21 protein-coding genes and 1 pseudogene are annotated in these 19177 nt (G+C 64.8%); 9 read left to right on the plus strand and 13 right to left on the minus strand.

What is annotated here, in order from left to right; all coding sequences use genetic code 11:
• The first annotated feature begins 32 nt into the window (after nt 1-32).
• Nucleotides 33-890: a phosphate ABC transporter ATP-binding protein PstB gene (pstB, locus tag J1N60_RS08825; protein ID WP_312912358.1), complete on the plus strand. Its 858-nt coding sequence runs from the start codon at nt 33-35 to the stop codon at nt 888-890.
• Nucleotides 891-998: 108 nt separating this feature from the next.
• On the opposite strand, the gene J1N60_RS08830 is transcribed toward pstB, so the two are convergent.
• Nucleotides 999-1208, minus strand: coding sequence for a ribbon-helix-helix domain-containing protein (locus J1N60_RS08830; protein ID WP_253433767.1), 210 nt, complete (start codon nt 1206-1208; stop codon nt 999-1001).
• Between the two features lie 120 nt (nt 1209-1328).
• On the opposite strand from J1N60_RS08830, the gene J1N60_RS08835 reads away from it, so the two are divergent.
• Nucleotides 1329-1658, plus strand: coding sequence for a DUF5789 family protein (locus J1N60_RS08835; protein ID WP_312912359.1), 330 nt, complete (start codon nt 1329-1331; stop codon nt 1656-1658).
• 110 nt (nt 1659-1768) lie between these two features.
• Here J1N60_RS08835 and aglJ read toward each other — a convergent pair whose 3' ends face one another.
• The gene (aglJ, locus tag J1N60_RS08840) at nt 1769-2851 is read right to left on the minus strand and encodes an S-layer glycoprotein N-glycosyltransferase AglJ (RefSeq protein ID WP_312912360.1); all 1083 of its coding nucleotides are present in this window, start codon (nt 2849-2851) and stop codon (nt 1769-1771) included.
• A 98-nt stretch (nt 2852-2949) separates the two neighbouring features.
• Entirely contained in the window at nt 2950-4266 is a 1317-nt protein-coding gene (gene aglM / locus J1N60_RS08845; RefSeq protein ID WP_312912361.1) for a UDP-glucose 6-dehydrogenase AglM, read from the minus strand.
• 111 nt (nt 4267-4377) lie between these two features.
• On the opposite strand from aglM, the gene J1N60_RS08850 reads away from it, so the two are divergent.
• Complete coding sequence (locus J1N60_RS08850) at nt 4378-5016, plus strand: class I SAM-dependent methyltransferase (RefSeq protein ID WP_312912362.1); 639 nt, start codon at nt 4378-4380, stop codon at nt 5014-5016.
• Between the two features lie 75 nt (nt 5017-5091).
• Here the strand turns inward: J1N60_RS08850 and J1N60_RS08855 are convergent, their stop codons facing one another.
• Entirely contained in the window at nt 5092-5652 is a 561-nt protein-coding gene (locus tag J1N60_RS08855) for a class I SAM-dependent methyltransferase (RefSeq protein WP_312912363.1), read from the minus strand.
• Between the two features lie 4 nt (nt 5653-5656).
• Nucleotides 5657-6097 carry a DUF302 domain-containing protein gene (locus J1N60_RS08860; RefSeq protein WP_312912364.1) on the minus strand — a complete coding sequence of 147 codons (441 nt, stop codon included), beginning with the start codon at nt 6095-6097 and terminating at the stop codon, nt 5657-5659.
• Nucleotides 6098-6444: 347 nt separating this feature from the next.
• On the opposite strand from J1N60_RS08860, the gene J1N60_RS08865 reads away from it, so the two are divergent.
• Nucleotides 6445-6846, plus strand: coding sequence for a helix-turn-helix domain-containing protein (locus J1N60_RS08865; RefSeq protein ID WP_312912365.1), 402 nt, complete (start codon nt 6445-6447; stop codon nt 6844-6846).
• A gap of 181 nt (nt 6847-7027) precedes the next feature.
• Here the strand turns inward: J1N60_RS08865 and ddfA are convergent, their stop codons facing one another.
• The 3 genes from ddfA to J1N60_RS08880 form a co-directional block, all read right to left on the minus strand.
• Nucleotides 7028-7303 (minus strand): DdfA family disk-determining factor, encoded by a 276-nt coding sequence (gene ddfA, locus J1N60_RS08870; protein WP_312912366.1) that lies wholly within the window; start codon nt 7301-7303, stop codon nt 7028-7030.
• Between the two features lie 275 nt (nt 7304-7578).
• Nucleotides 7579-8253: a helix-turn-helix domain-containing protein gene (locus J1N60_RS08875; RefSeq protein WP_312912367.1), complete on the minus strand. Its 675-nt coding sequence runs from the start codon at nt 8251-8253 to the stop codon at nt 7579-7581.
• Between the two features lie 154 nt (nt 8254-8407).
• Nucleotides 8408-9556: an MBL fold metallo-hydrolase gene (locus J1N60_RS08880; RefSeq protein WP_312912368.1), complete on the minus strand. Its 1149-nt coding sequence runs from the start codon at nt 9554-9556 to the stop codon at nt 8408-8410.
• Nucleotides 9557-9848: 292 nt separating this feature from the next.
• Here J1N60_RS08880 and J1N60_RS20765 point away from each other — a divergent pair.
• From J1N60_RS20765 to J1N60_RS08890, 3 genes and pseudogenes are all read left to right on the plus strand, one after another.
• Nucleotides 9849-9941: pseudogene (locus J1N60_RS20765) on the plus strand (DUF6199 family natural product biosynthesis protein); the annotation flags it as partial.
• Between the two features lie 46 nt (nt 9942-9987).
• The gene (locus J1N60_RS08885) at nt 9988-10551 is read left to right on the plus strand and encodes a thioredoxin family protein (protein ID WP_312912369.1); all 564 of its coding nucleotides are present in this window, start codon (nt 9988-9990) and stop codon (nt 10549-10551) included.
• A gap of 123 nt (nt 10552-10674) precedes the next feature.
• On the plus strand, nt 10675-11823 hold the full coding sequence (locus J1N60_RS08890) for a mechanosensitive ion channel family protein (RefSeq protein ID WP_312912370.1): 1149 nt from the start codon (nt 10675-10677) through the stop codon (nt 11821-11823).
• A gap of 14 nt (nt 11824-11837) precedes the next feature.
• Here J1N60_RS08890 and J1N60_RS08895 read toward each other — a convergent pair whose 3' ends face one another.
• A complete protein-coding gene (locus J1N60_RS08895) occupies nt 11838-12929 on the minus strand; it encodes an NADH:flavin oxidoreductase/NADH oxidase (protein WP_312912371.1) in 1092 nt (363 codons plus the stop codon).
• Nucleotides 12930-13162: 233 nt separating this feature from the next.
• Between J1N60_RS08895 and J1N60_RS08900 the strand changes: the two genes are divergently transcribed.
• A complete protein-coding gene (locus tag J1N60_RS08900; RefSeq protein ID WP_312912372.1) occupies nt 13163-13993 on the plus strand; it encodes a BtpA/SgcQ family protein in 831 nt (276 codons plus the stop codon).
• 147 nt (nt 13994-14140) lie between these two features.
• On the opposite strand, the gene J1N60_RS08905 is transcribed toward J1N60_RS08900, so the two are convergent.
• Together J1N60_RS08905 and J1N60_RS08910 are read right to left on the minus strand one after the other, a co-directional pair.
• A complete protein-coding gene (locus J1N60_RS08905) occupies nt 14141-14653 on the minus strand; it encodes a dCTP deaminase/dUTPase family protein (protein ID WP_312912373.1) in 513 nt (170 codons plus the stop codon).
• 96 nt (nt 14654-14749) lie between these two features.
• On the minus strand, nt 14750-16129 hold the full coding sequence (locus J1N60_RS08910) for an NAD(P)/FAD-dependent oxidoreductase (RefSeq protein ID WP_312912374.1): 1380 nt from the start codon (nt 16127-16129) through the stop codon (nt 14750-14752).
• 139 nt (nt 16130-16268) lie between these two features.
• Between J1N60_RS08910 and J1N60_RS08915 the strand changes: the two genes are divergently transcribed.
• Nucleotides 16269-16679 carry a thioredoxin family protein gene (locus J1N60_RS08915; protein WP_312912375.1) on the plus strand — a complete coding sequence of 137 codons (411 nt, stop codon included), beginning with the start codon at nt 16269-16271 and terminating at the stop codon, nt 16677-16679.
• A 158-nt stretch (nt 16680-16837) separates the two neighbouring features.
• On the opposite strand, the gene J1N60_RS08920 is transcribed toward J1N60_RS08915, so the two are convergent.
• Complete coding sequence (locus tag J1N60_RS08920; RefSeq protein WP_312912376.1) at nt 16838-17248, minus strand: universal stress protein; 411 nt, start codon at nt 17246-17248, stop codon at nt 16838-16840.
• Nucleotides 17249-17386: 138 nt separating this feature from the next.
• A complete protein-coding gene (locus J1N60_RS08925; protein ID WP_312912377.1) occupies nt 17387-19048 on the minus strand; it encodes a tRNA uridine(34) 5-carboxymethylaminomethyl modification radical SAM/GNAT enzyme Elp3 in 1662 nt (553 codons plus the stop codon).
• Between the last annotated feature and the right edge of the window lie 129 nt (nt 19049-19177).

Raw genomic sequence — 19177 nt, forward strand, 5'->3', positions numbered from 1 at the left:
CTGCTCGAGGGGTGACTAGGCACCTACCGCGCATGACCGCCAACCGAGCCGAGTCCGAAGAGCGTTCCGACGCGACCGGCGACTCCGGCGTGACCTCGATGACCGAGATTGCCAGCCCGCGAGGATCGCCCGGGGTCGAGTCGCCCGTGATCCAGTCGCGCGACCTCGACGTCTTCTACGGCGACACCCAGGCGCTCGACGGCATCACGATGGACATTCCCGAACGACGGGTGACGGCGCTCATCGGGCCCTCGGGCTGTGGCAAGTCGACGTTTCTGCGATCGATCAACCGCATGAACGACCTCATCGACGTCGCCCGCGTAGAGGGCGACCTGTTCTTTCACGGCAAGAACGTCTACGACGACGACGTCGACCCCGTCGCGCTCCGCCGGAAGATCGGGATGATCTTCCAGCAACCGAACCCCTTCCCGAAGAGCATCTTCGACAACGTCGCCTACGGACTCCGGGTCCAGGGGATGGACGACGACCTCGAGAAGCAGGTTCACACTGCCCTCGAGCGTGCCGCGTTGCTCGAGGAGGTCGAGGATCAACTGGACTCGAGCGGGCTGGACCTCTCGGGCGGCCAGCAACAGCGCCTGTGCATCGCCCGGGCCATCGCGACCGACCCCGAGGTCATCCTGATGGACGAGCCGGCGTCGGCGCTCGACCCCGTCGCCACCTCGAAGATCGAGGACCTGGTCGAGACCCTGGCCGAGGAGTACACGGTCGTGATTGTCACCCACAACATGCAACAGGCGGCCCGAATTTCGGACAAGACCGCTGTATTTCTCACCGGCGGGGAACTCGTCGAGTTCGACGACACGACGAAAATCTTCGAGAATCCGGAGAGCCAGCGTGTCGAAGACTACATTACCGGGAAATTTGGATAGTTCGAAGTCGAGGTCGAGGTCGAAGTTGAGGTCGAGGACGCTCGACTATTTCTCGCGTTCTGTGGCCCCTCGAGCGACAACCTGGTGCGAGCGGTTCGGTGTGCTCGGTTACTCCAGATAGCCCAGCCCCCGGAGCTGTTCGGCGATCTCCTCGAACTCGGCCTCCGTGAGCTGCCCGGACTTCTGGTGTTGAATCACAATGCTCCGCAGGAGAAACCGGGTGAGATCGCTCGTACTCTGAAAGCTCGTGCCCTCGATGGTCTCCTCGACGCGCGCCGCGAGATCCTTCGGGATCGAGACCGTCGTGTATTCGGTCATCTCATGTCGAAACTGGGTGACGGATCGGCGTAAAGATTCCCACTGCAGAGGGGCATCCGTGAGCGCTCGAGCCGTCTCGAGAGCGTAGCCATTTTCGGTCCCGAGGTGGTATGGTACCCCATGGGAGTCCGGCCACCATCGAACGGACCCGACGACGAGCCGACGAGCATCGAATTTGGCATCGCCGCCGTCGACGCCCGCCTCAAACGAGGTGACCTCTCGTTTCCCGCCTCGAGAGCGGACGTCTCGGCCGCACTCGGCGACGCCAACATCCCCTACGACGTGCACGGGAATACGGTCGTACTCGAGACGGCGCTCGAGCACGTCGACCGAGAGCGATTCGAGAGCCGACAGGAGTTGCTCAACGCACTCCACCCGGTCTTCGAGGAGTATCGCAAGAATCACTCGGGCGGCTTTCTCCGGCAGGTCCGGACGCTGCTCCCGTTCTGATCGGTTTCGTTCGACGCCCCCTTCTGAACGTGTCGGTTCGACGTCCGTCCTGACCGTATCGTTCGGCTCTCGTTCTGACTCGTTTTCGACTCGCTCGGAGAGACGCCGGTTCAGCGCTGCCGGTCGTCTCGCTCCTGACGACTCTCGAGGCGAACCTGCTCGAGGCGTCGGCGCTGCTCGCGGTGGAGGGTGACGATCATGTCCGAGAGGACGCCGAACATGAGTAACTGGACGCCGAGCAAGATGGCAGCCGCGGAGACAACCGCGAGGATTTCGTGGCCGGAACTGTACTGGATCCAGCGCCAGAGCACGTAGCCTGCGAGGGTAACTCCCGAGACGACCGACGCGGCGCCGACGCTCCCGAAGTAAAACAGCGGATTGTTCGTCTTCGCCAGCGAGTACAGCGTCAGGATGATCGTTCCGCCGTCCCAGACGGGGTGGAGGTTCGTCTCGGACTCGTCGGGTCGGGCCCGGTAACTCACCGGGACGACGGCCGTCTCGACGCCGTGGCGGACGCACTCGACGGCGAGTTCCGTCTCGATGGTGAATCCGTCGGAATCGAGCAAGAGGCGCTCGAACGAGTCGCGAGTAAACGCACGATAGCCCGAGAGGATGTCCTCGTAGTGAGCCCCGTGGATGAACCCGAACGCGCCGTTGATCATCCGGTTGCCGACCCCGTTGAGGCGCTTCATCGCGTCGTCGTCCATGTTAGCGAAGCGATTGCCGATCACGTGTTCGTACCCTTGAGACAGGGGCTCGAGCATCGTCTCGGCGTCGGCCGGATCGTACGTGCCGTCGCCGTCGAGCATGAGGACGTAGCGCACGTCGATGTACTCGACGGCTTCGCGGACGGCCTGTCCCTTCCCGGAGCCGGACTGGGTCAACACCCGAGCGCCGTGCTCGCGGGCGATGTCGCGCGTGCCGTCGCTCGAGTCGCCGTCGACGACGAGGACGTTCTCGTAGCCGCGCTCGCGAAACCGGTCGACGATCCCTCCGATTGTCGCGGCCTCCTCGAGCGTGGGGAGCAGAATACAGACCTGGTCGGGCGGGAGTGGGTGGTCGATGGTCGACGAGCGAGATTCTTCGTCGGCGTCGCTCGTCGCGTTCGCATCGCCGTCCGCGTCAGCGTTCTGGTCCGCGGGTGATGCGTCGCCGTCGGATGCGGCGGACTCGATCCCTGCGTGCTCGTCCATTGGAATGCACTCGACGCCCGGATTGGAAAAACGTACTGGTGTATTTGGTGACTGTTCACATTTCCGATGGAAGTAACGTCTTCCTGACGACTCGCCACTCACCAGGTGAGGCCCTCGTAGACCTCGAGATCCGCTTTCGCGTCGGAGACGTCGATTCGGCGGCCGTCGACGAGTACTCGATTCGTCATTCCCTCGAGCGCCCTTGCGAGGTCGTCGAATTCGGGCCAGTCGGTCGCGACGACCGCTCCATCGGCTCCCTCGAGCGCGTCCGCGGCGCTCGCGGCGTACTCGAGGCCCTCGTGGTCGGCGTATTCGGGGTACGTAGATTGCAGGTTCTCGGTAGCAACCGGATCGTAGCCGACGACGGTCGCGCCGCGCTCCAGGAGGACGTCGATGACCTCTAGTGCGCGGGACTTCCGGACGTCGTCGGTCCCGGGTTTGAACGATAGCCCGAGGACGGTGATCCGGGCGCCCTCGAGGTCGACGTGGTTCGAGAGCAAGTCGACGAGTCGTCGGGGCTGGGCGTCGTTGACGCGGACGACGGCGTCCAGGAGTTCGGGGTCGTAGCCCTGCTCTCGCGCGCCCGCTCGGAGGGCGTTGACGTCTTTGGGGAAACACGAGCCGCCCCAGCCGAGTCCCGAGCGCATGAACCGCTCGGAGATGCGGTCGTCGAGCCCGACGGCCTCGAGCACTTCGTAGGCGTCGACGCCGTAGGCCTTCGCGACGTTCCCGAGTTCGTTCACCAGCGAGACCTTCGAGGCGAGGAAGGCGTTGTTGGCGTACTTGATCAACTCGGCCTCGCGAACGCCCGTCTCGACGAAGTCCGCCCCGCGCTCGCGCATGGGGGCGTAGAGTTCCCGCAGCGTGTCGGCGGCCGCTGGGTCGGTCGCCCCGACGACGACCTTCTCGGGCTCGAGGAAGTCCTCGACGGCGGTGCCCATCCGCAGGAACTCGGGGTTCATTGCCAGCTCGAGGCCCTCGCCGACGGCCCGTCCGCTCGCCTCGCTGACGATGGGCCCGACGACGTCCTCGGTCGTCCCCGGCAACACGGTGCTCTTGACGACGACGAGGTGGTCGCCGTCCTTCTCGGCGAGTGCGGCCCCGAGCGACTCCGAGGCCGCGCGCATCGCCGTCAGGTCGAGGCTGCCGTCGTCGTGCTGGGGCGTCGGCAGACAGAGGAAGGTGAGGTCGGTGTCGCGGACGGCGCCGTAGTCGGTGGTCGCCCGCAGTCGCTCGCCTGCGTGCTCGGCGATTCGTTCCGCGAGACCCGCTTCGTGGATAGGTGCCTCGCCGGCGTTGATCGCGTCGACCGTGTCCTGGTCGATCTCGACGTTCGTGACGTCGTGACCGAGGTCCGCGAGACAGGCCGCGATCGTCGTGCCGACGTAGCCGCTGCCGACGATGGAGACGTTCATGCAGTGCTCAAGGCACCCGGAGGGGTAGTGATTTTTGGGTTCGTCGCCAGCATCGTCCCAATCCTCGGGGGACCACTAACAAGAATAGTTCTTCGGCACGTATCGGGCCCCATGTCGACGGACGATTCCTCCCACCCGCTGCTCGCAGCGATTTACGACCCGGCGACCGCACTCGCCGAACGAACCCTGCTTCGTCCCCACCGCGAGTACCTGGTCGAGGGCCTCGAGGGCCGGGTGCTCGACGTTGGCGCGGGAACGGGCGCCCTCTTTCCGTACCTCGCCCAGGTACCCGACGGAGACGTGACGTTCCACGCCATCGAACCCGACCCGTACATGCGACGGCAGGCCGCGTCGACGGCCGCCGACCTGGGTCTCGCGGTCGACCTGCGAGACGCCCGGGCCGAGGCACTTCCCTACCAGGACGAGTCCTTCGACGTCGTCGTCGCCTCGCTGGTCTTCTGTACGATTCCGGGTACCGAGGCCGCCCTCGAGGAAGTCGAGCGCATCCTCCGTCCCGGCGGTGAGTTCCGCTTCCTCGAGCACGTTCGAGACGACGGCTGGCGCGGACGGGTCCAGTCGCTGGTCGAACCGCTCTGGAAACGAGCCGCCGGCGGCTGTCACCTGACTCGACAGACGGCGTCGCTGTTCGCGGCCGACCGGGCCTTCGACGTGCTCGAACTCGAGCGGATGAACCTCGGGGTGACGCCGGTGCGCCCGTTCGTTCGGGGGCGGATGCGAAAACGAGTGTGATGGGGCTCGTGCGTCGCGATACGGATGGGCGCTACTCGAGTGAGGCGATTCGGACGAACGCTACTCGAGTGTTGACTACTCGAGCGTCGCGACCAGCAAGAACGTCTCCGGACGAACCGCCACGTGCTCGATGGCGAAGCCTGCCGCCTTGAGGGCCTCGGTCGCCTCGTCGGCGCTGTAGCGCTCGTCGGTCGGCGGGCCGTCCTCGCCGGTGCCGCTCGCCGCCCAGTCGACGATGGCGAGTCGCCCGCCGGGTGCCAGAACGCGGGTAATCTCCTCGAGGGCCGCCTCGCTCGCGAACTCGTGGTAGGTCATCGTGGAGAACGCGGCGTCGACGTCCCCGTCCTCGAACGGGAGGTCGCTCACGTCCGCCGTGACGAGGTCGACGTTCTCGGGGACGCCCTTCTCGCGGTAGTAGTCGTGCATCGCCTCCTGGAGGTCGACGGCGTACACCGTCTCGACGTGCGGGGCCACGTCGTCGGTGAAAAATCCCGTCCCGCTCCCGAGGTCGGCCACGGTGTCGGTTTCCGCAGAGTCGAGCGCCCAGCGTAACTCCTCCCTCGAGCAGAATCGGTACCGGCGCTCGGCCCGCTCGAGTTTGTCCGCCCGCGAGGCGTCGAAGGTGTGGTGTCCCATGGGATTAGAGGTTCGCGAAGGCGTCGTCGACCAGTTCGCCAGTTGTGGCCACGATGTCGGCCATCGCGTCGTCGTCCGGAGCCATTCCGACGAGTCGAGCGATGCGCATGATGCTCACGTGGTAGACGCGCTGGGTGCCGGTCGACTCCTCCCAGATGACGACGTTACACGGGAAGATCGCGCCGATTTTGTTGTCAGAAACCTCGAGCGCCTCGTCCGCGACGGCCGGGTTGCAGGCCCCGAGGACGTAGTAGGGGTCCCGGTCGGCGTCGACTTTCTCGTTGAGCAACTCCGAGGGGGAGAACTCGACGGGGACGCCGAAGCCGGCGTCGGTGAACACCTCGCGCACGTGTTCGATCGCGTCCTCGTGGTCCATCTCGAGGGTGGTCTGTTTCGCGCCGATGTCGTCGGGGTCGATCTCGGCCGGATCGATAGGGAGCGTCATTCGTGTGAAGTAGTGGGGCCAGCGAGAAAAGTTCTTTCGACGGCGGTTCGGAACCGTCTCGCTCGACGTTCGCCGCTCGAGTGAACACGAGGACGTACGAACCTGATGCGCCGGGAACCGAGTCGATAGTCGAACGAACGCTCGGGCCGAACGAACGCCTCACAATCGAGGCTCGATTTGCTGCCACTCGTTCTTGCAGTACTCGAGAACGACTCCGTCGCCGTCGGCTCGATTCCCTCGCTGCCACGTCGCCCTCGATTTCCGGCCTCCAGCGTCACTCGAGCCGGAATTGTGCAATCTATACACAAATCTTTTAACGACACGGCTGCTACCTACGAGTGATACTGATGCCTGACTCGATGGCCGAACAATTGCAGCAAGACATGGTCTGTGAGGGCCTCCTCGAGTGCTTTCACGGCCTCAAACAACTCGACAGGGCGTGCTTCGAAGTGCTGGTGGAAGCCGAGGAACCGCTGACGGTGGACGAAATCGCGGCGGCGGTCGACCGCGAACGATCGACGGCCTACCGGGCCGTTCAGCGCCTGCTCCAGACGGGCTTCATCCAGAAGGAACAGGTCAACTACGACCAGGGCGGCTACTACCACGTCTACTCGCCGACCGATCCGTCGAAGATCGCCGGCGACATGCAGCGCCTGCTCAACGACTGGTACGCGAAGATGGGCCAGCTCATCCAGGAGTTCGAGGACAAGTACGAGCAGGCCGAGGCGACGGCTCCCGCCGAAGGATAGTCGATCGTTCGGTAGTCGGCTTCACAGACGGATATGTCACGTTCGCCTCCGGGGTCGACACCCCGAGCGAGTCGAGGCCAAAACCAGATAGCAAACGTCGAACGGCTCGGTCCATCGGACCCTTCGATTGCACTCGAGCGTTCTATCGATTTTTCACACTTCTAGTCGAGACGGCATTCGTTCAATCGGGGGTGTTCGGTTCGCCTGACGGTGTGGCCGAGCGGTCGATCGAACTCGGTTGTCCGCCGTCTCCGCTGATCGCGACCGTGTCGATCGATCCGTCGGCGGAGACGGTGACGCGATAGCCGGCGAACGTAAACGTGAGTTCGTCGGCCGTCCGGTTGGCGGCCGCCGCCTCGCTCGAGAACAGCCTGTCGAGGCTATCCGGATCGATGGCGTGATACAGCGGTTCCAGATCGATTGGATCGATCCCCTCCTTTCTGGCGACTGCGTTCACGACACGATGGCTGACAGACGATGAGTTCTGGTGGTCAACTGTCATTCTCGTAGATTTGGTCTCCGGATTCCAACGATGGTTACAATACTGTTCCCCGTACCGTCTCCCGTGTACCCCTCAGCGGGTGCTGTATGCCGTTTCTCAATGTACATGATACCACACGTATTCGCCAACTCTCACTAGGCGAAGTGAGCAGAAAGGTCTGTTGTGGTAGCACGCACGGCATTTATAACAGGTCCCGTCTCCTCGCCACGACGGGGGTCGTGAACAATCGTTCATTTTTCACGCACAAGTGTGTTGGCGAGGAGGTTTCGCTGGCCGCGCCGGAGCCGAGCGGACAGCGCGTTGCGCGAGATGTCGAGTTCGGACGCGAGTTCCGTCAGCGTCTGATCGCGAGGGACGTCGAAGTATCCGGCGTGATAGGCTGCCTCGAGCGCTTCCTGCTGTTCGGCTGTGACGCCGTACTCCGCCTGTTCTTCCGGGTTTTCGGGGCGGTACACGCGCTGGGGTTCGAACGAGAAGCCGTGTTCGACGCAGTACTCGTGAAAGTCAGCGAGGGATTGCTCGCCGGGAAAGAGAATCTTCACCTCCCATCGGTGTGCTTCGTTGCTCACCGCCTCGAGCACGGTCGCTCTCGCGTCCGAGACGGCCGTGATGAGATTCGGTACGTCCATCTCCCAGGTCACTCGGTAGAATCGCTCCTCCGTCCCGTCCTCGTTCGACCGGTCGTCTTGCTCCTCGAGCATGAGGACTTCCCGAACCATGTCGTCGTCGCGGAGATTCTTCTCGAAGGCGTCGAACCCCTCGCCTGAGGCCCAGAGGTAAGGGGTGACGGTGGACTTCCCGCCCACGACGCGCTTTATCTCGATGTGCATGTCCGGCGACGCAGTTAATGTATCCGCGAGGACGAACTCCTCGGCGGGGATCGTGAGTTCCGTCAAGACGCTCATCGTAGTCGTCGTTCGACGACCACGACTGTAAAACAGAGACCACCGATCTGGTGGTGGCGACTTCGAGACTCGGCGTTTTCTCGGCCCGTTCTGGGTAAATGACCGTCTCGCGTCGTCGCACTCGAGGCAGATAGCGTCGCCCAGAACGCAGCAATCAGGCCGCGCAGTTGTTCGGCCCCATCTCGAGTTCGGTCGCCTCGCTTTCGTCATCGAGCGTCTCCTGCCCGGTGTTGATCTCGATGACGCGCTCGTAGTTCGCCGGCTTCTCGGGCGTGTTGTCGACGAGGCGGTCCACGAATTCTTCTTTTTCGAGGCCCAGCAACTCGAGTTCGTCTCGGAGCGTTCCGAGTCGGGCCTCGATCGCGTCGCCCGGCGACCCGACCTCGTACCTTCCGTCCGCCGAGACCGAGACGTGGCCGGGCAGGACGCGCGTGTCTTCGGGGAGCTCGAGGAGCGTCTCGTGGAGGGAGTCGTAGAGCATTTCGGCGCCGTCGGCGGCGTCCTCGTCGCCGAACTGGAGTTCCGTCCGGCCGACGGATTCGACGAACAGCGTGTCGCCCGTCAGGACGGCCTCGCCGTCGACGCGGTAGTTCATCATCTCCGTGGTGTGCCCCGGCGTGTGGAGCGCTTCGATTTCGACGCCGCCGACGTCGATCGTCTCTCCGTCGGCGAGCGGTTCGTAATCGTACTCGACGTCGCGCTCCCTCGCACGTTCGCCGAGGTGGTAGGGGACGCCGAGTTCGTCGGCGAGCGTTCGACCCCCCGAGACGTGGTCGGCGTGAACGTGCGTGTCGAGGACGCGCTCGATCGTGAGGCCGACCTCCTCGGCGACGACCTTGAATCGGTCCGTCTGGCGGGTGGGGTCGACGGCGACGGCGCTCCCCGACGCACTCGAGCCGACGACGTACCCGAGACAGCCCTTCGCTCGTCGCTGCACCTGGACGATCACGGGGTCGTCGTTCTCGGTATCGATGGGGACGACCTCGTAGACCGTGGACCAGTCTTCCATCCCGCCCTTGACGACGCTGACGTCGTCGTACCCGATGGTCTCGAGTTCGAAACTGAACGACGTCGAGGTGAGCCCTTTCCCGCAGATCGCGATGATGGATCCGGCGTCGTCGCTGTTACCGATACGGTTTCGTTGTTGCTCCGTGAGGTCGTCGTTCGGCCCAAAAGGGACGTTCTTTGCGCCCCGGATGTGCCACCCTTCGAAACTGTCCTCCGGCCGCGTGTCGATGAGCGTGAACGACTCGTCCCCGTCGATCATGTTGGCGAGTCGGTCGGCGGTGATCTGGCGTACCATGGGTGCCTCCGTACACTGTTACTGCGAGCAGGACGCGCAAATGCATCTCCCTTGCAAGATCACTGACTGCGTTTCCGTCCGAAGCGATAGCCCCGTCTCGAGCCCGGTTTCGACCGTCCCGAAGCGCAGCTATCAGAAAGAATATGACTGTGAGGAATAACGATTGGGTATGGTCAACCCGATCCTGGGAACGCTCGTCATCGCGATGGGGCTCGTCGGGGCGCTCTAGCCCTACAAACTCGCCCGGTTCGAAGAACAACTATATGCCGTCGGCAGCAAACGTTCCACGTTCAGCGTGGAGCCGGCCGACTGGAAGGTCGCGGTCACTCGCGCAATAGGCATCGCCGTGACGCTGTTTGGTCTGTTTATCTTCTTCGACATCTGATTACGGGAACGGGGCGCTTAAGGAGGAGACGGTTGCACACTCTCCTATGGTCATGAAAGAATCCGAGAGCGAACTCGAGGCCGGCGACCCCGCACCGACGTTCGAACTCGAGGGCGTCGACGGCGAGACGTACACGCTCGAGTCCTTCGCGGACGCCGAGGCCCTGCTGGTCGTGTTCACCTGCAACCACTGCCCGTACGCGAAGGCGAAGATCGACCTTCTCAACGACCTCGCTGCCGAGTACGACGATGTGGCAGTCGTCGGCATCAACCCGAACGATTCCGATGAGTATCCCGATGACTCCTTCGACCGGATGCAGGAACTCGTCGAGGACGGAACGATCGCCTACGACGCCTACCTCCGGGATCGGACCCAGGCCGTTGCGAAGGCCTACGGTGCCGTCTGCACGCCCGATCCGTTCCTCTTCGAACGCGACGGCGACGAGTTCAGGCTGGTCTACCAAGGCCGACTCGACGACGCGCCGAACCCCGAGGACGAACCTAGTCGCTACCACATTCGGGAGGCAATCGACGCCGTCCTCGCCGGCGAGTCGGTCGACCTCGAGTGGCAGCCCTCCCGGGGTTGCTCGATCAAGTGGACCGAGGAGTGATCGAACTGCGGTTTCGGTACCGCTTCCACCGCCGCCACCGTTGTCACCGGTGTCACCACCGAAGCCGACGTTGAGACTGCCGGCCGCGCTCCTTATGCCGTCGCGCCCATAGGCGCCGTTCGTATGGTCGCCGCTGTTCGCCCGCTCCAGGCGCTTCGCCCGGAGCCGCTCCTTTCCATCCAGGAGACGTACCTCTCGACGCTCGAGGCGCAACTGCTGGCGACCGTCGTCGTCGTACTCGGGGTCATTCTCGGCTTCTGGCTCGCCCGCCTGGGCCACCCCTCCCTTCGACGCCGCTACGGCGGCCAGGTCGCCGAAGCGACGACCGTCGCGGCGATAGGCGTGCTCGTCGCCGGTTCCGTTTACGCGCTCAGCGTCGTCTGGCACGTCACCTACGTCCTGGCGTACACGCTCGAGACGGCCCAGGTCGATCGATTCACGGCTGCCCAGCAACTCGTCACGGCGGCGCTGGTGGCCGTCGCGTACCTGGCGATCCGGTTCGTTAACCGTTCGATCGACAAACTCAGCGAGACCGACGCGATCACGACCCACCAGCGCGAAGTCGCCTACCACGTCACTGACGTTGCGATCGTGCTTGGGACCGCCTCGCTCATCCTCACCATCTGGGGCGTGGACCTCACCAACATCTTCATCGGAGCCGGGGCGGTCACCGCAATCGTCGCGCTCACCGCTCGTCAAACGCTCGCCGCGATGCTCGCCGGGTTCATCCTGCTCTTCTCGCGGCCGTTTCGCGTCGGCGACTGGATCGAGGTCAACGACACGACCGGGATCGTCACCGACGTGACCGTCTTCAACACGAAAATACAGACGTTCACCGAGAAACACGTCCTCGTGCCGAACGACGAGATCACCGACAGCCAGCTGATCAACTACTCCGAGAACGACCAGCTCCGCGTCGACGTCGAGATCGGCGTCGACTACGACACCGACCTCGAGCGGGCGCGAGCGGTCGTAGTCGACGCCGTCGAGGACCTCGAGGAGATCCGAACGAGCCCGGACCCGCAGGTCGTCGCCAGGCGGTTCGGCGATTCGGCGATTGTCCTCGAACTCCAGGTCTGGATCGGCGACCCGACGATGCGTCGCCGGCTCGAGGCGCAGACTGCGGCGATCGAGGCGGTGACGGAGCGATTCGAACGGGAAGGGATCGAGATTCCCTTCCCCCAGCGGGTCCACGCTCCGCGAGGCGACGACGGGTTCCCGATCACCGAGGGCTCACGCGAGGGGCTCGAGGTCGGTCAGCCGACGGATTGAGTTCTCGACCATGATCACTTGCCGACGGCCCGCCGGTACTGCACCGGCCACTCGGGGCCCTCGATCCCCAGGTCGTCGGCCCACCGAAGCGGGAAGTATGGATCGCGCAGGAACTCGCGAGCGACCAGCACCAGGTCGGCGCGCTCGTTTCGAACGAGGGCGTCGGCCTGCTCGGCCCGCGTGATTCCACCGACGGTGCCCACCGCGACGTCGTCGCCGACGGCCTCGTCGATGCCCTCCGCGAGGGGCACCTGGTAGTTCGGCCCCGACGGCCCCTGCTGGTCGGGATGGATCCCGCCGGAACTGACGTCGATCAGGTCGACGTCGAGGTCCGCGAGGTCGGCAGCGAGGCGCTTCGACTGCTCGAGGTCCCACGAGTCCCGGTTGGGGAGCCAGTCAGTGCCAGAGATGCGGACGAACACGGGACGGTCGTCGGGCCACACCTCCCGGACCGCCGCGGTCGCCTCCCGGACGATCCGGGTCCGGTTCTCGTAGCTGCCGCCGTAGTCGTCCTCGCGGCGGTTCGTCACCGGCGAGAGGAACTGGTGGAGCAGGTAGCCGTGGGCGGCGTGGACCTCCACAACCTCGAAACCGGCCTCGAGCGACCGTTTCGCGCTCTCGCGGAAGGCGTCGATCACGGCCTCGACGTCCTCGGTGGTGGCTCGGCGCATCGCCTCGGGTTCGTGCTCGAACGGGTACGCCTCGGGCGAAGGCGACAGGACTTCCCAGCCGCCGTCTGCGAGCGAAACGGGGACGTTCCCCTCCCAGGGCTGGTTCTTGCTGGCCTTGTGGCCGGCGTGGGCGAGCTGGATCGCCGGCACCGATCCCTGCGACTTCAGGAACGAGGTGACCGGCTCGAGCGCCTTCGCGTGTTCGTCGCTCCAGATGCCCAGGTCGTGCGTCGAGATGCGCCCGCGGGCCTCGACGGCCGTCGCCTCGGCCATCACCAGCCCCGCACCGCCGACGGCCCGACTGCCGAGGTGGACGCGGTGCCACTCCCGCGCCAGGCCGTCGTTCGGCGAGGAGTACTGGCACATCGGCGAGACGGCGATTCGGTTGGGGATCTCGAGGTCGCGAAGCCGCAGTGGCGAGAACAGGTTCGTCATCGAGCGAAGAGACGAGTTCGATGCGGAAAACCGACCCGACGAGCGACGTCCTTGCCGCAATCGAGGATCCGCGTTCGAATCTATTCGGGGTCGTCGGTTCGCTCGAGGGGAACGTCGTCCGGGAAACTCGGAGTGTACCACCCTACTATACTTTCTGTATCATTGGTGCACGTGGAACGCGACCGCCAACCGTTCCTCCCAACAGTAATACGCTTCGCCCGAGCACCACGCGTATGGACTGGAATCACCGCGACGCCTTCGGAACCGAACGCCCAATTTGCGGAATGATCCACCTTCCGGCGCTCCCCGGATCGCCGGGCTACGGGGGAAGCCGCGAGGCGATTCGCACTCGTGCGCTCGAGGACGCCGCCACGCTCGAGGCCGGCGGCGTCGACGGCATCGTCGTCGAGAACTTCGGCGATTCGCCGTTTTACCCCGACGAGGTGCCGACCCACACCGTCGCCGAAATGACGGCCATCGTGACGACGGTCACGAGCGCAGTCGACGTTCCGGTCGGCGTCAACGTCCTCCGAAACGACGCCGAGGCCGCCCTCTCGGTCGCCGCGGCGGCGGGGGCGTCGTTCGTCCGGGTCAACGTCCACGTCGGTGCCGCGACGACGGACCAGGGCATCGTCGAGGGCCGAGCGCACGAGACGGTCCGGCTCCGCGACCGGCTCGAGGCCGACGTGGCCATCCTCGCGGACGTGGACGTCAAGCACGCGACGCCTCTCGGGGAGGCGGGGTTGGCACAGACCGCCCTCGAGACGGCGGTCCGTGGACGGGCTGACGGGCTAATCGTCTCCGGGGCTGGCACCGGACAGACCACGTCGCTCGAGGACCTGGAGCGGGTGGCCGAGGCGGTGTCGACGGTCGACCGCGAGGTGTCGATACCGGTGTTCGTCGGCAGCGGCGTCACCTCCGAATCGATCGACGACGCCTTTTCGGTCGGCGCGGACGGCGCCATCGTCGGCACGGCGTTGAAAGAAGGCGGGGAGACGACGAACCGCGTCTCCCGGGAGCGAGTGGAAGCGTTGATGGAGGCGGCTCGAGCGGCGGAGCCGTAGCCTTCGAGGATCGGGTCTCGAGTTTTCGGATCTCAGTCTCGACGCTTGAGTTCCGGATCTCAGTCTCGAGGTTCGAGGCTCGACCGTCGAATTGCTGCTCGAAAACAGCTCGCAAGGGCCGTCAGGAAAGCTCGAGGCGATCACCAACTACCGATCCACGTCCCCTCGAGCGTCGACCGGTTCGGAACCGTCGGTCCTACCGGTTCGCGAGCCCCCGCCCGAATCGAGCGCCAGCAACGTCGAGATTCGTGCGTTCTCCTTGATCCGAATACCCCCTGCCGGGACCGAGAGCGGGAGCAATGGGAGGTGCGAGAACACGTGGACGGTCGGATGCGAGCCCCCTCGAGCCAGCAACTCGTGGCGGGGCTGGAGAACCAGCGGTCCGTCGTCCTCGGCACCCGTCAGGAACTCGTTGTACTGGATGACGTACTGGCCGCCCTCGAGGGTCCACCACTCGTACTCGTCGTCCGGGTTTCGCGGCTCCGTACCGACCGGCTCGAGGTCGGCGTCCTCGAGTTCGTCGCCCCCGAAGTCCAGGCGACCGGGGCCGGCGACCTCGTAGACGGCGGCCACCGTGAGGTCGACGCCGTGGTCGTGGACCTGTTCGGGCTCGTACACCAGGTTGTCGACGAACGGTAACACGTCGTGTTCGACGGACATACTGGTCGAGGCAACGGTCCCGGAGGTGAAAAAGCGTGGTGTCTCGAATCACGGGTGGGCGCTCGAGTCGCGGAAACCAACCCCGTCGCTCAGTGATCAGTAGACGTACTCGTCCTCGCGCAACTGGACGTACTTCCCGTTTCGGTACTTGAACTTGCGCCGCTTGTACGCCGCCAGGATCTTCGCACCGCCGACGCCAGCCGTAAACTTCCTGTCCAGAATGGAGCCGTTACCGCTGCTCGAGCCCTGCATCCCGCTGATGACGTCAAACGCCCAGTCCCAGTCGTCCGGTTCATAGTCCTTGACGATGTCCGCGAACGCGACGTTTCGGAGGAGCTCGTCGCCGATCGCTCGCTTCCAGACCTCGTTGTAGTGTTCGAGACCGTCCGTCGCCGCCAGCCGACCGGCGATCTTGCCCGTGCGAACGGCGACGTGGTAGCCGCCCTCGTGGAACGCCGAGGTCGTCCCCATCGCGCCGCCCGCGACGGCGATGTTCGCACCCACGGGGGACTCGATCGGCCGCGTCGACGAAATTGGATACGTTTCGGTTCCCTTCGACTTCCCGCGGTTCTCGACGATCGGGATGTCTTCCTCGATATCGTACTCGTCGCCGTACTCCTGCTCGAGCAGACGGCGGATGTACTCCGCGCCGGTCGGGATCTTGTCGTCCGAGGGCCGCAGGAGCTTGTACGACTCCGGGTGAGCGACGTCTGCGAGGTCCATCCCGATGGGCATCGTCAGGCCGACGCGGGCGACGGTGCCGTCGTTGGGGAAGATCCACGGGTACGCGGTCTCGCCGGGCATGTAGCCCCACCAGAACTTGAGGGTGTCCTCGAACTCGGCGAACAGTTCCTCGGGGAACTCGCGGTACTGCTGGTAGGCGATGTGGTTCGCCTTCGGGGGCGAGAGGTAGTCGGAGACGCTCTTGCCCACCAGAAATTGATCCAGCGCGTTCAGCGTGATCCGGCGCTGTGGCCCGTCGGCGAGGACGACGTGGCTCGCCTCGAGTTCGTCCCCGTTCGAGAGCGTCAGGGTGTGGACCGGCTCGCCCGAGAGGTCGCTCTCGAGGTTCTTGACACCCGTCCCGACGCGCATGTCGGCCCCCGCGTCCGCGGCGCGCTCGTGGAGCCAGTCGTCCATCCGGGCGCGGTGGAAGGTGTAGCCGAACTTGGGGTATCGGGCCTCTATGCCCGTCGTCTCGAGGCGAATCTTCGTCGTGGGGCCGACGAACTCCGTCCCCTCGAGTTCCCGGAGGATCACCTCGTCGGGAATCTCCTCGTAGTCGAAGTCCATGATGTCGATCCAGTAGTCGAGCATCCCCGCGGCGTCGGTCGAGTCCGGACCGAGGCCCTCTCGATCCTCTCGAGGGACGCCCTGTTCGAACAGGACCGTCTCGGCGCCGTGGGCGGCGGCCCGTTCGGCCGCCGATGCTCCCGCGGGCCCACCGCCGACGATCGCAACGTCAACGCGTTCCATATAGCGTTGGGACTCAGCGACCCCTATTAAAGTGCCTGAAAGTCGCTGCGACGAGACGATTCGACTCGAGTCGGTGCCAATCGACGATCACCAGCCCCCACGGCACAAGACAGACGTTGCCTCGAGCCCAATTCCGGATATGACTGACCCGACGGCAGGCGACGTAGGCGAAACGGCCGACGCTGGCGAGACAGCGGCGTCGAGCGACCAGGCAGCCGAACGCCTGGCACGCCCCGTTTCCCTCGAGAACGAGGCCGACCTCGAGGCGTTCGTCGCGGATCACGAACGCGCACTCGTCGAGTTCTATACGGCGGGGTGTTCGATGTGCGACGCGATGGTCCCCGTCCTCGGAGGCGTCGCTCGAGCGACCGACGTCGCCATTGGCACGATCAATCCGCGGGACGACCCGCCGCTGATCGAGCGATTCGACGTCCGGAGTGTGCCGTTGCTGGTCGCGTTCGTCGACGGCGAACCCACTGCTCGGCACGCTGATGGATTCGTTCCCGCCGAGGAGCTCACCGAGTGGCTCGAGTCGGAGACTGATCAGTAGCGTTCCGTCGGTCACCTCGAGGACGGTGGACGGTTGTGTGTCAATATAGTCTGAACCGTCAGTTCGGCTCCGTACCCGTTTACCAGCCGCAGGCCAATAGTATACAAATTATAGCATTTACAAACTCGTTCGGAGACCCGGTCGTCGAATTACCTTGCTCACCGTACGACGGTAACCGGTATCGGGGCTCGACGAACGACCTTCTCGGCCACGCTCCCGAGCAGCACGCGCGAGACGCCCTGGTGACCGTGACTGCCGACGATAATGTGGTCGACGGCGTTGTCCTCGGCGAATTCGACGATCTCTCGAGCAGGGTCGCCGACGGCGGTCTCGATTCGGAACTCGACGTCTTCCTCGTCGAGTAGCAGTCTGAGTTCCTCGGAGACTTCCGGCGCCTCCTCGTCCGCTTCGAACTGCTCTTTGAGGAGGTTGTAGCCGGCGCCCGTGAAGCCGTCGGCGAGTTCGACGATGCGCAGGAGAATAATCTCCTCGTCGGCGTGTTTGCGAACCGCGTGTTCGACCGCCTCCTGTGCGGGGTCCGAGCCGTCGTAGGCGACGAGAATTGCCATACGTGGACTCGACGGCGAGCGCTAATAAATGTCGGTACGGCACACGCTCGAGAGCGAGAATCGGGCGACACGCGCTCGAGTTCAGGTTCGAGCGCTGAACGCTGGGCGCTGAACACTGAACGCTGTACAATCGACCAGCTAGAACCGCTTGCTCACGTACGGCCCGTCCTGGTGGTACCCCAGCTTGTTCCGGTAGTACTCCCGCGCGCCGATGCCCGAGATGACGCTGATCTTGTCGTAGCCCGCGTCGGCCGCCAGTTCCTCGGCGCGGGTCATCAACCGGCGGCCGTACCCTTGGTGTTGGTGCTGGTCGCCCTCGCTCGCGTCGCCCACCGACACTTCGCTGCCGTAGACGTGCAGTTCGCGCACGAGGGCCGCGTTCTCGAGTTCCGGTCTCACGGGATCGTTGGGGAACCGGAGCCGGCAGAAGCCGATCAGGAGGTCCTGCTGGAAGTCCTCGATCGAAATGAAGTGCTCGGTGCCGCCACAGACCTCGTAGGTCATCACGTCGAGATCGATCTCCTCGGGTTCGGCGTCGTTCATGCCCACCTCCCGACAGCGGATACAGTCGCAGGTCCAGCCGTGCTCGTCCATCCGCTGGCGAGCCAGTTGGCGGAGGTTCGACTTCCAGACGCCGGCGTCGATGAAGTCCGCCGGAATGTCCCGCTGGACGCGCTGGAGGCGGGTGTACCGGGGGATCATGTCCTTGATCTCCGCGACCAGGTCGGCGGCCTCCTCGTTGGTCAGCGGCTCGTACTCGTCGTTGTGCCACCAGTCGTAGGTCGCCGTCCCGCGAACCACGAGCGTGGGGTAGATCTTGAGGTAGTCCGGGCGCCACTGGGTGGATTCGAACAGTTCCCGGAAGTCCTCGAGGCACATCTCTTTGCTCATCCCGGGCTGGCCCGGCATCATGTGGAAGCCGACCTTGAACGCCGAGTCCCGGAGTCGTCGGTTGGCGTCGATGGAGTCCTGGGTGCCGTGGCCGCGGTGCATCTCGCGGTTGATGCGCTCGAAGGTGGTCTGGACGCCGACCTCGACCTTCGTCCCGCCGAGATCGAGCATCCGGTCGATCTGCTCGGGGTCACACCAGTCGGGCTTGGTCTCGAAGGTCGTCCCGATGTTGCGGACGTCGTTGGTCTCGTTCTCGGCGATCACGTCCTCGAGGTAGCGGAACTCGTAGTCCTCTCGGTCCTGAGCGAAACTCTCGCCCTCTGCCGGCTCCGGATCCTTCTCGACGTCGTAGTCGTTCATCGCCTCGAGGGCGCGCTTGACGAACCACTCCTGGTAGTCGTGGCTGCGGGCGGTCATCGTCCCACCCATCAGGATGAGTTCGACCTTATCGACGGGGTGACCAATCTCGCGCAACTGCTCGAGGCGCAGGGTGACCTGACCGTAGGGGTCGTAGTCGTTCTGGACGCCGCGGGCGGCGGCGGGTTCCTGGCCGGTGTAACTCTGGGAACTCGAGAACTCCGAGTCCGGCCCGCCGGGACAGTAGAGACACTTCCCGTGCGGGCAGCGCTCGGGGCTGGTCATGATCGCGACGGGGGAGACGCCCGAGGCGGTCCGGACGGGTTTGCGCCGGAGGAGGCCCTCGAGGTCCTCGCGGCGCTCGCTGGGGGCGAAGTCGAGGAGTTCGGAGTTCTTGGGCACCTTCGGTGCGGAGTGCTCCGAACAGACCTCGAGTTTGGCCTTCTCGACCTCTTCGCGTTCGATGTCGCCCTCGAGCAGTCGCTCGACGAGGGTTTCGCAGGCGCGCTCGAACGCGTCGGTTTCGGTCGGATCGGGCGTCTCGGTACTCACTGGTAGGTACTGGTGCCCGTTCGTGAATAAGCGTGTCGAACTCTCGAGGGCGGAATCCCGGGCTCGAGGTCGCGGCCGAGGTCACGGCCGAAAACCCCGAGCCGAAACCCGAAAGGTAATCGTTTAAGG

It is taken from the genome of Natronosalvus caseinilyticus, assembly GCF_017357105.1.
In the GTDB taxonomy this organism is placed as follows: domain Archaea; phylum Halobacteriota; class Halobacteria; order Halobacteriales; family Natrialbaceae; genus Natronosalvus; species Natronosalvus caseinilyticus.

Coding starts and splice junctions, on each gene's coding strand:
- J1N60_RS08865 (WP_312912365.1), top strand. CDS start 6,445: ATGCCTGACTCGATGGCCGAACAATTGCAGCAAGACATGGTCTGTGAG.
- J1N60_RS08910 (WP_312912374.1), bottom strand. CDS start 16,129: ATGGAACGCGTTGACGTTGCGATCGTCGGCGGTGGGCCCGCGGGAGCA.
- J1N60_RS08855 (WP_312912363.1), bottom strand. CDS start 5,652: ATGGGACACCACACCTTCGACGCCTCGCGGGCGGACAAACTCGAGCGG.
- J1N60_RS08885 (WP_312912369.1), top strand. CDS start 9,988: ATGGTCATGAAAGAATCCGAGAGCGAACTCGAGGCCGGCGACCCCGCA.
- J1N60_RS08850 (WP_312912362.1), top strand. CDS start 4,378: ATGTCGACGGACGATTCCTCCCACCCGCTGCTCGCAGCGATTTACGAC.
- J1N60_RS08880 (WP_312912368.1), bottom strand. CDS start 9,556: ATGGTACGCCAGATCACCGCCGACCGACTCGCCAACATGATCGACGGG.
- J1N60_RS08900 (WP_312912372.1), top strand. CDS start 13,163: ATGGACTGGAATCACCGCGACGCCTTCGGAACCGAACGCCCAATTTGC.
- J1N60_RS08890 (WP_312912370.1), top strand. CDS start 10,675: ATGGTCGCCGCTGTTCGCCCGCTCCAGGCGCTTCGCCCGGAGCCGCTC.
- J1N60_RS08835 (WP_312912359.1), top strand. CDS start 1,329: ATGGGAGTCCGGCCACCATCGAACGGACCCGACGACGAGCCGACGAGC.
- J1N60_RS08830 (WP_253433767.1), bottom strand. CDS start 1,208: ATGACCGAATACACGACGGTCTCGATCCCGAAGGATCTCGCGGCGCGC.
- J1N60_RS08895 (WP_312912371.1), bottom strand. CDS start 12,929: ATGACGAACCTGTTCTCGCCACTGCGGCTTCGCGACCTCGAGATCCCC.
- J1N60_RS08860 (WP_312912364.1), bottom strand. CDS start 6,097: ATGACGCTCCCTATCGATCCGGCCGAGATCGACCCCGACGACATCGGC.
- aglJ (WP_312912360.1), bottom strand. CDS start 2,851: ATGGACGAGCACGCAGGGATCGAGTCCGCCGCATCCGACGGCGACGCA.
- aglM (WP_312912361.1), bottom strand. CDS start 4,266: ATGAACGTCTCCATCGTCGGCAGCGGCTACGTCGGCACGACGATCGCG.
- J1N60_RS08915 (WP_312912375.1), top strand. CDS start 16,269: ATGACTGACCCGACGGCAGGCGACGTAGGCGAAACGGCCGACGCTGGC.
- J1N60_RS08920 (WP_312912376.1), bottom strand. CDS start 17,248: ATGGCAATTCTCGTCGCCTACGACGGCTCGGACCCCGCACAGGAGGCG.
- pstB (WP_312912358.1), top strand. CDS start 33: ATGACCGCCAACCGAGCCGAGTCCGAAGAGCGTTCCGACGCGACCGGC.
- J1N60_RS08905 (WP_312912373.1), bottom strand. CDS start 14,653: ATGTCCGTCGAACACGACGTGTTACCGTTCGTCGACAACCTGGTGTAC.
- J1N60_RS08875 (WP_312912367.1), bottom strand. CDS start 8,253: ATGAGCGTCTTGACGGAACTCACGATCCCCGCCGAGGAGTTCGTCCTC.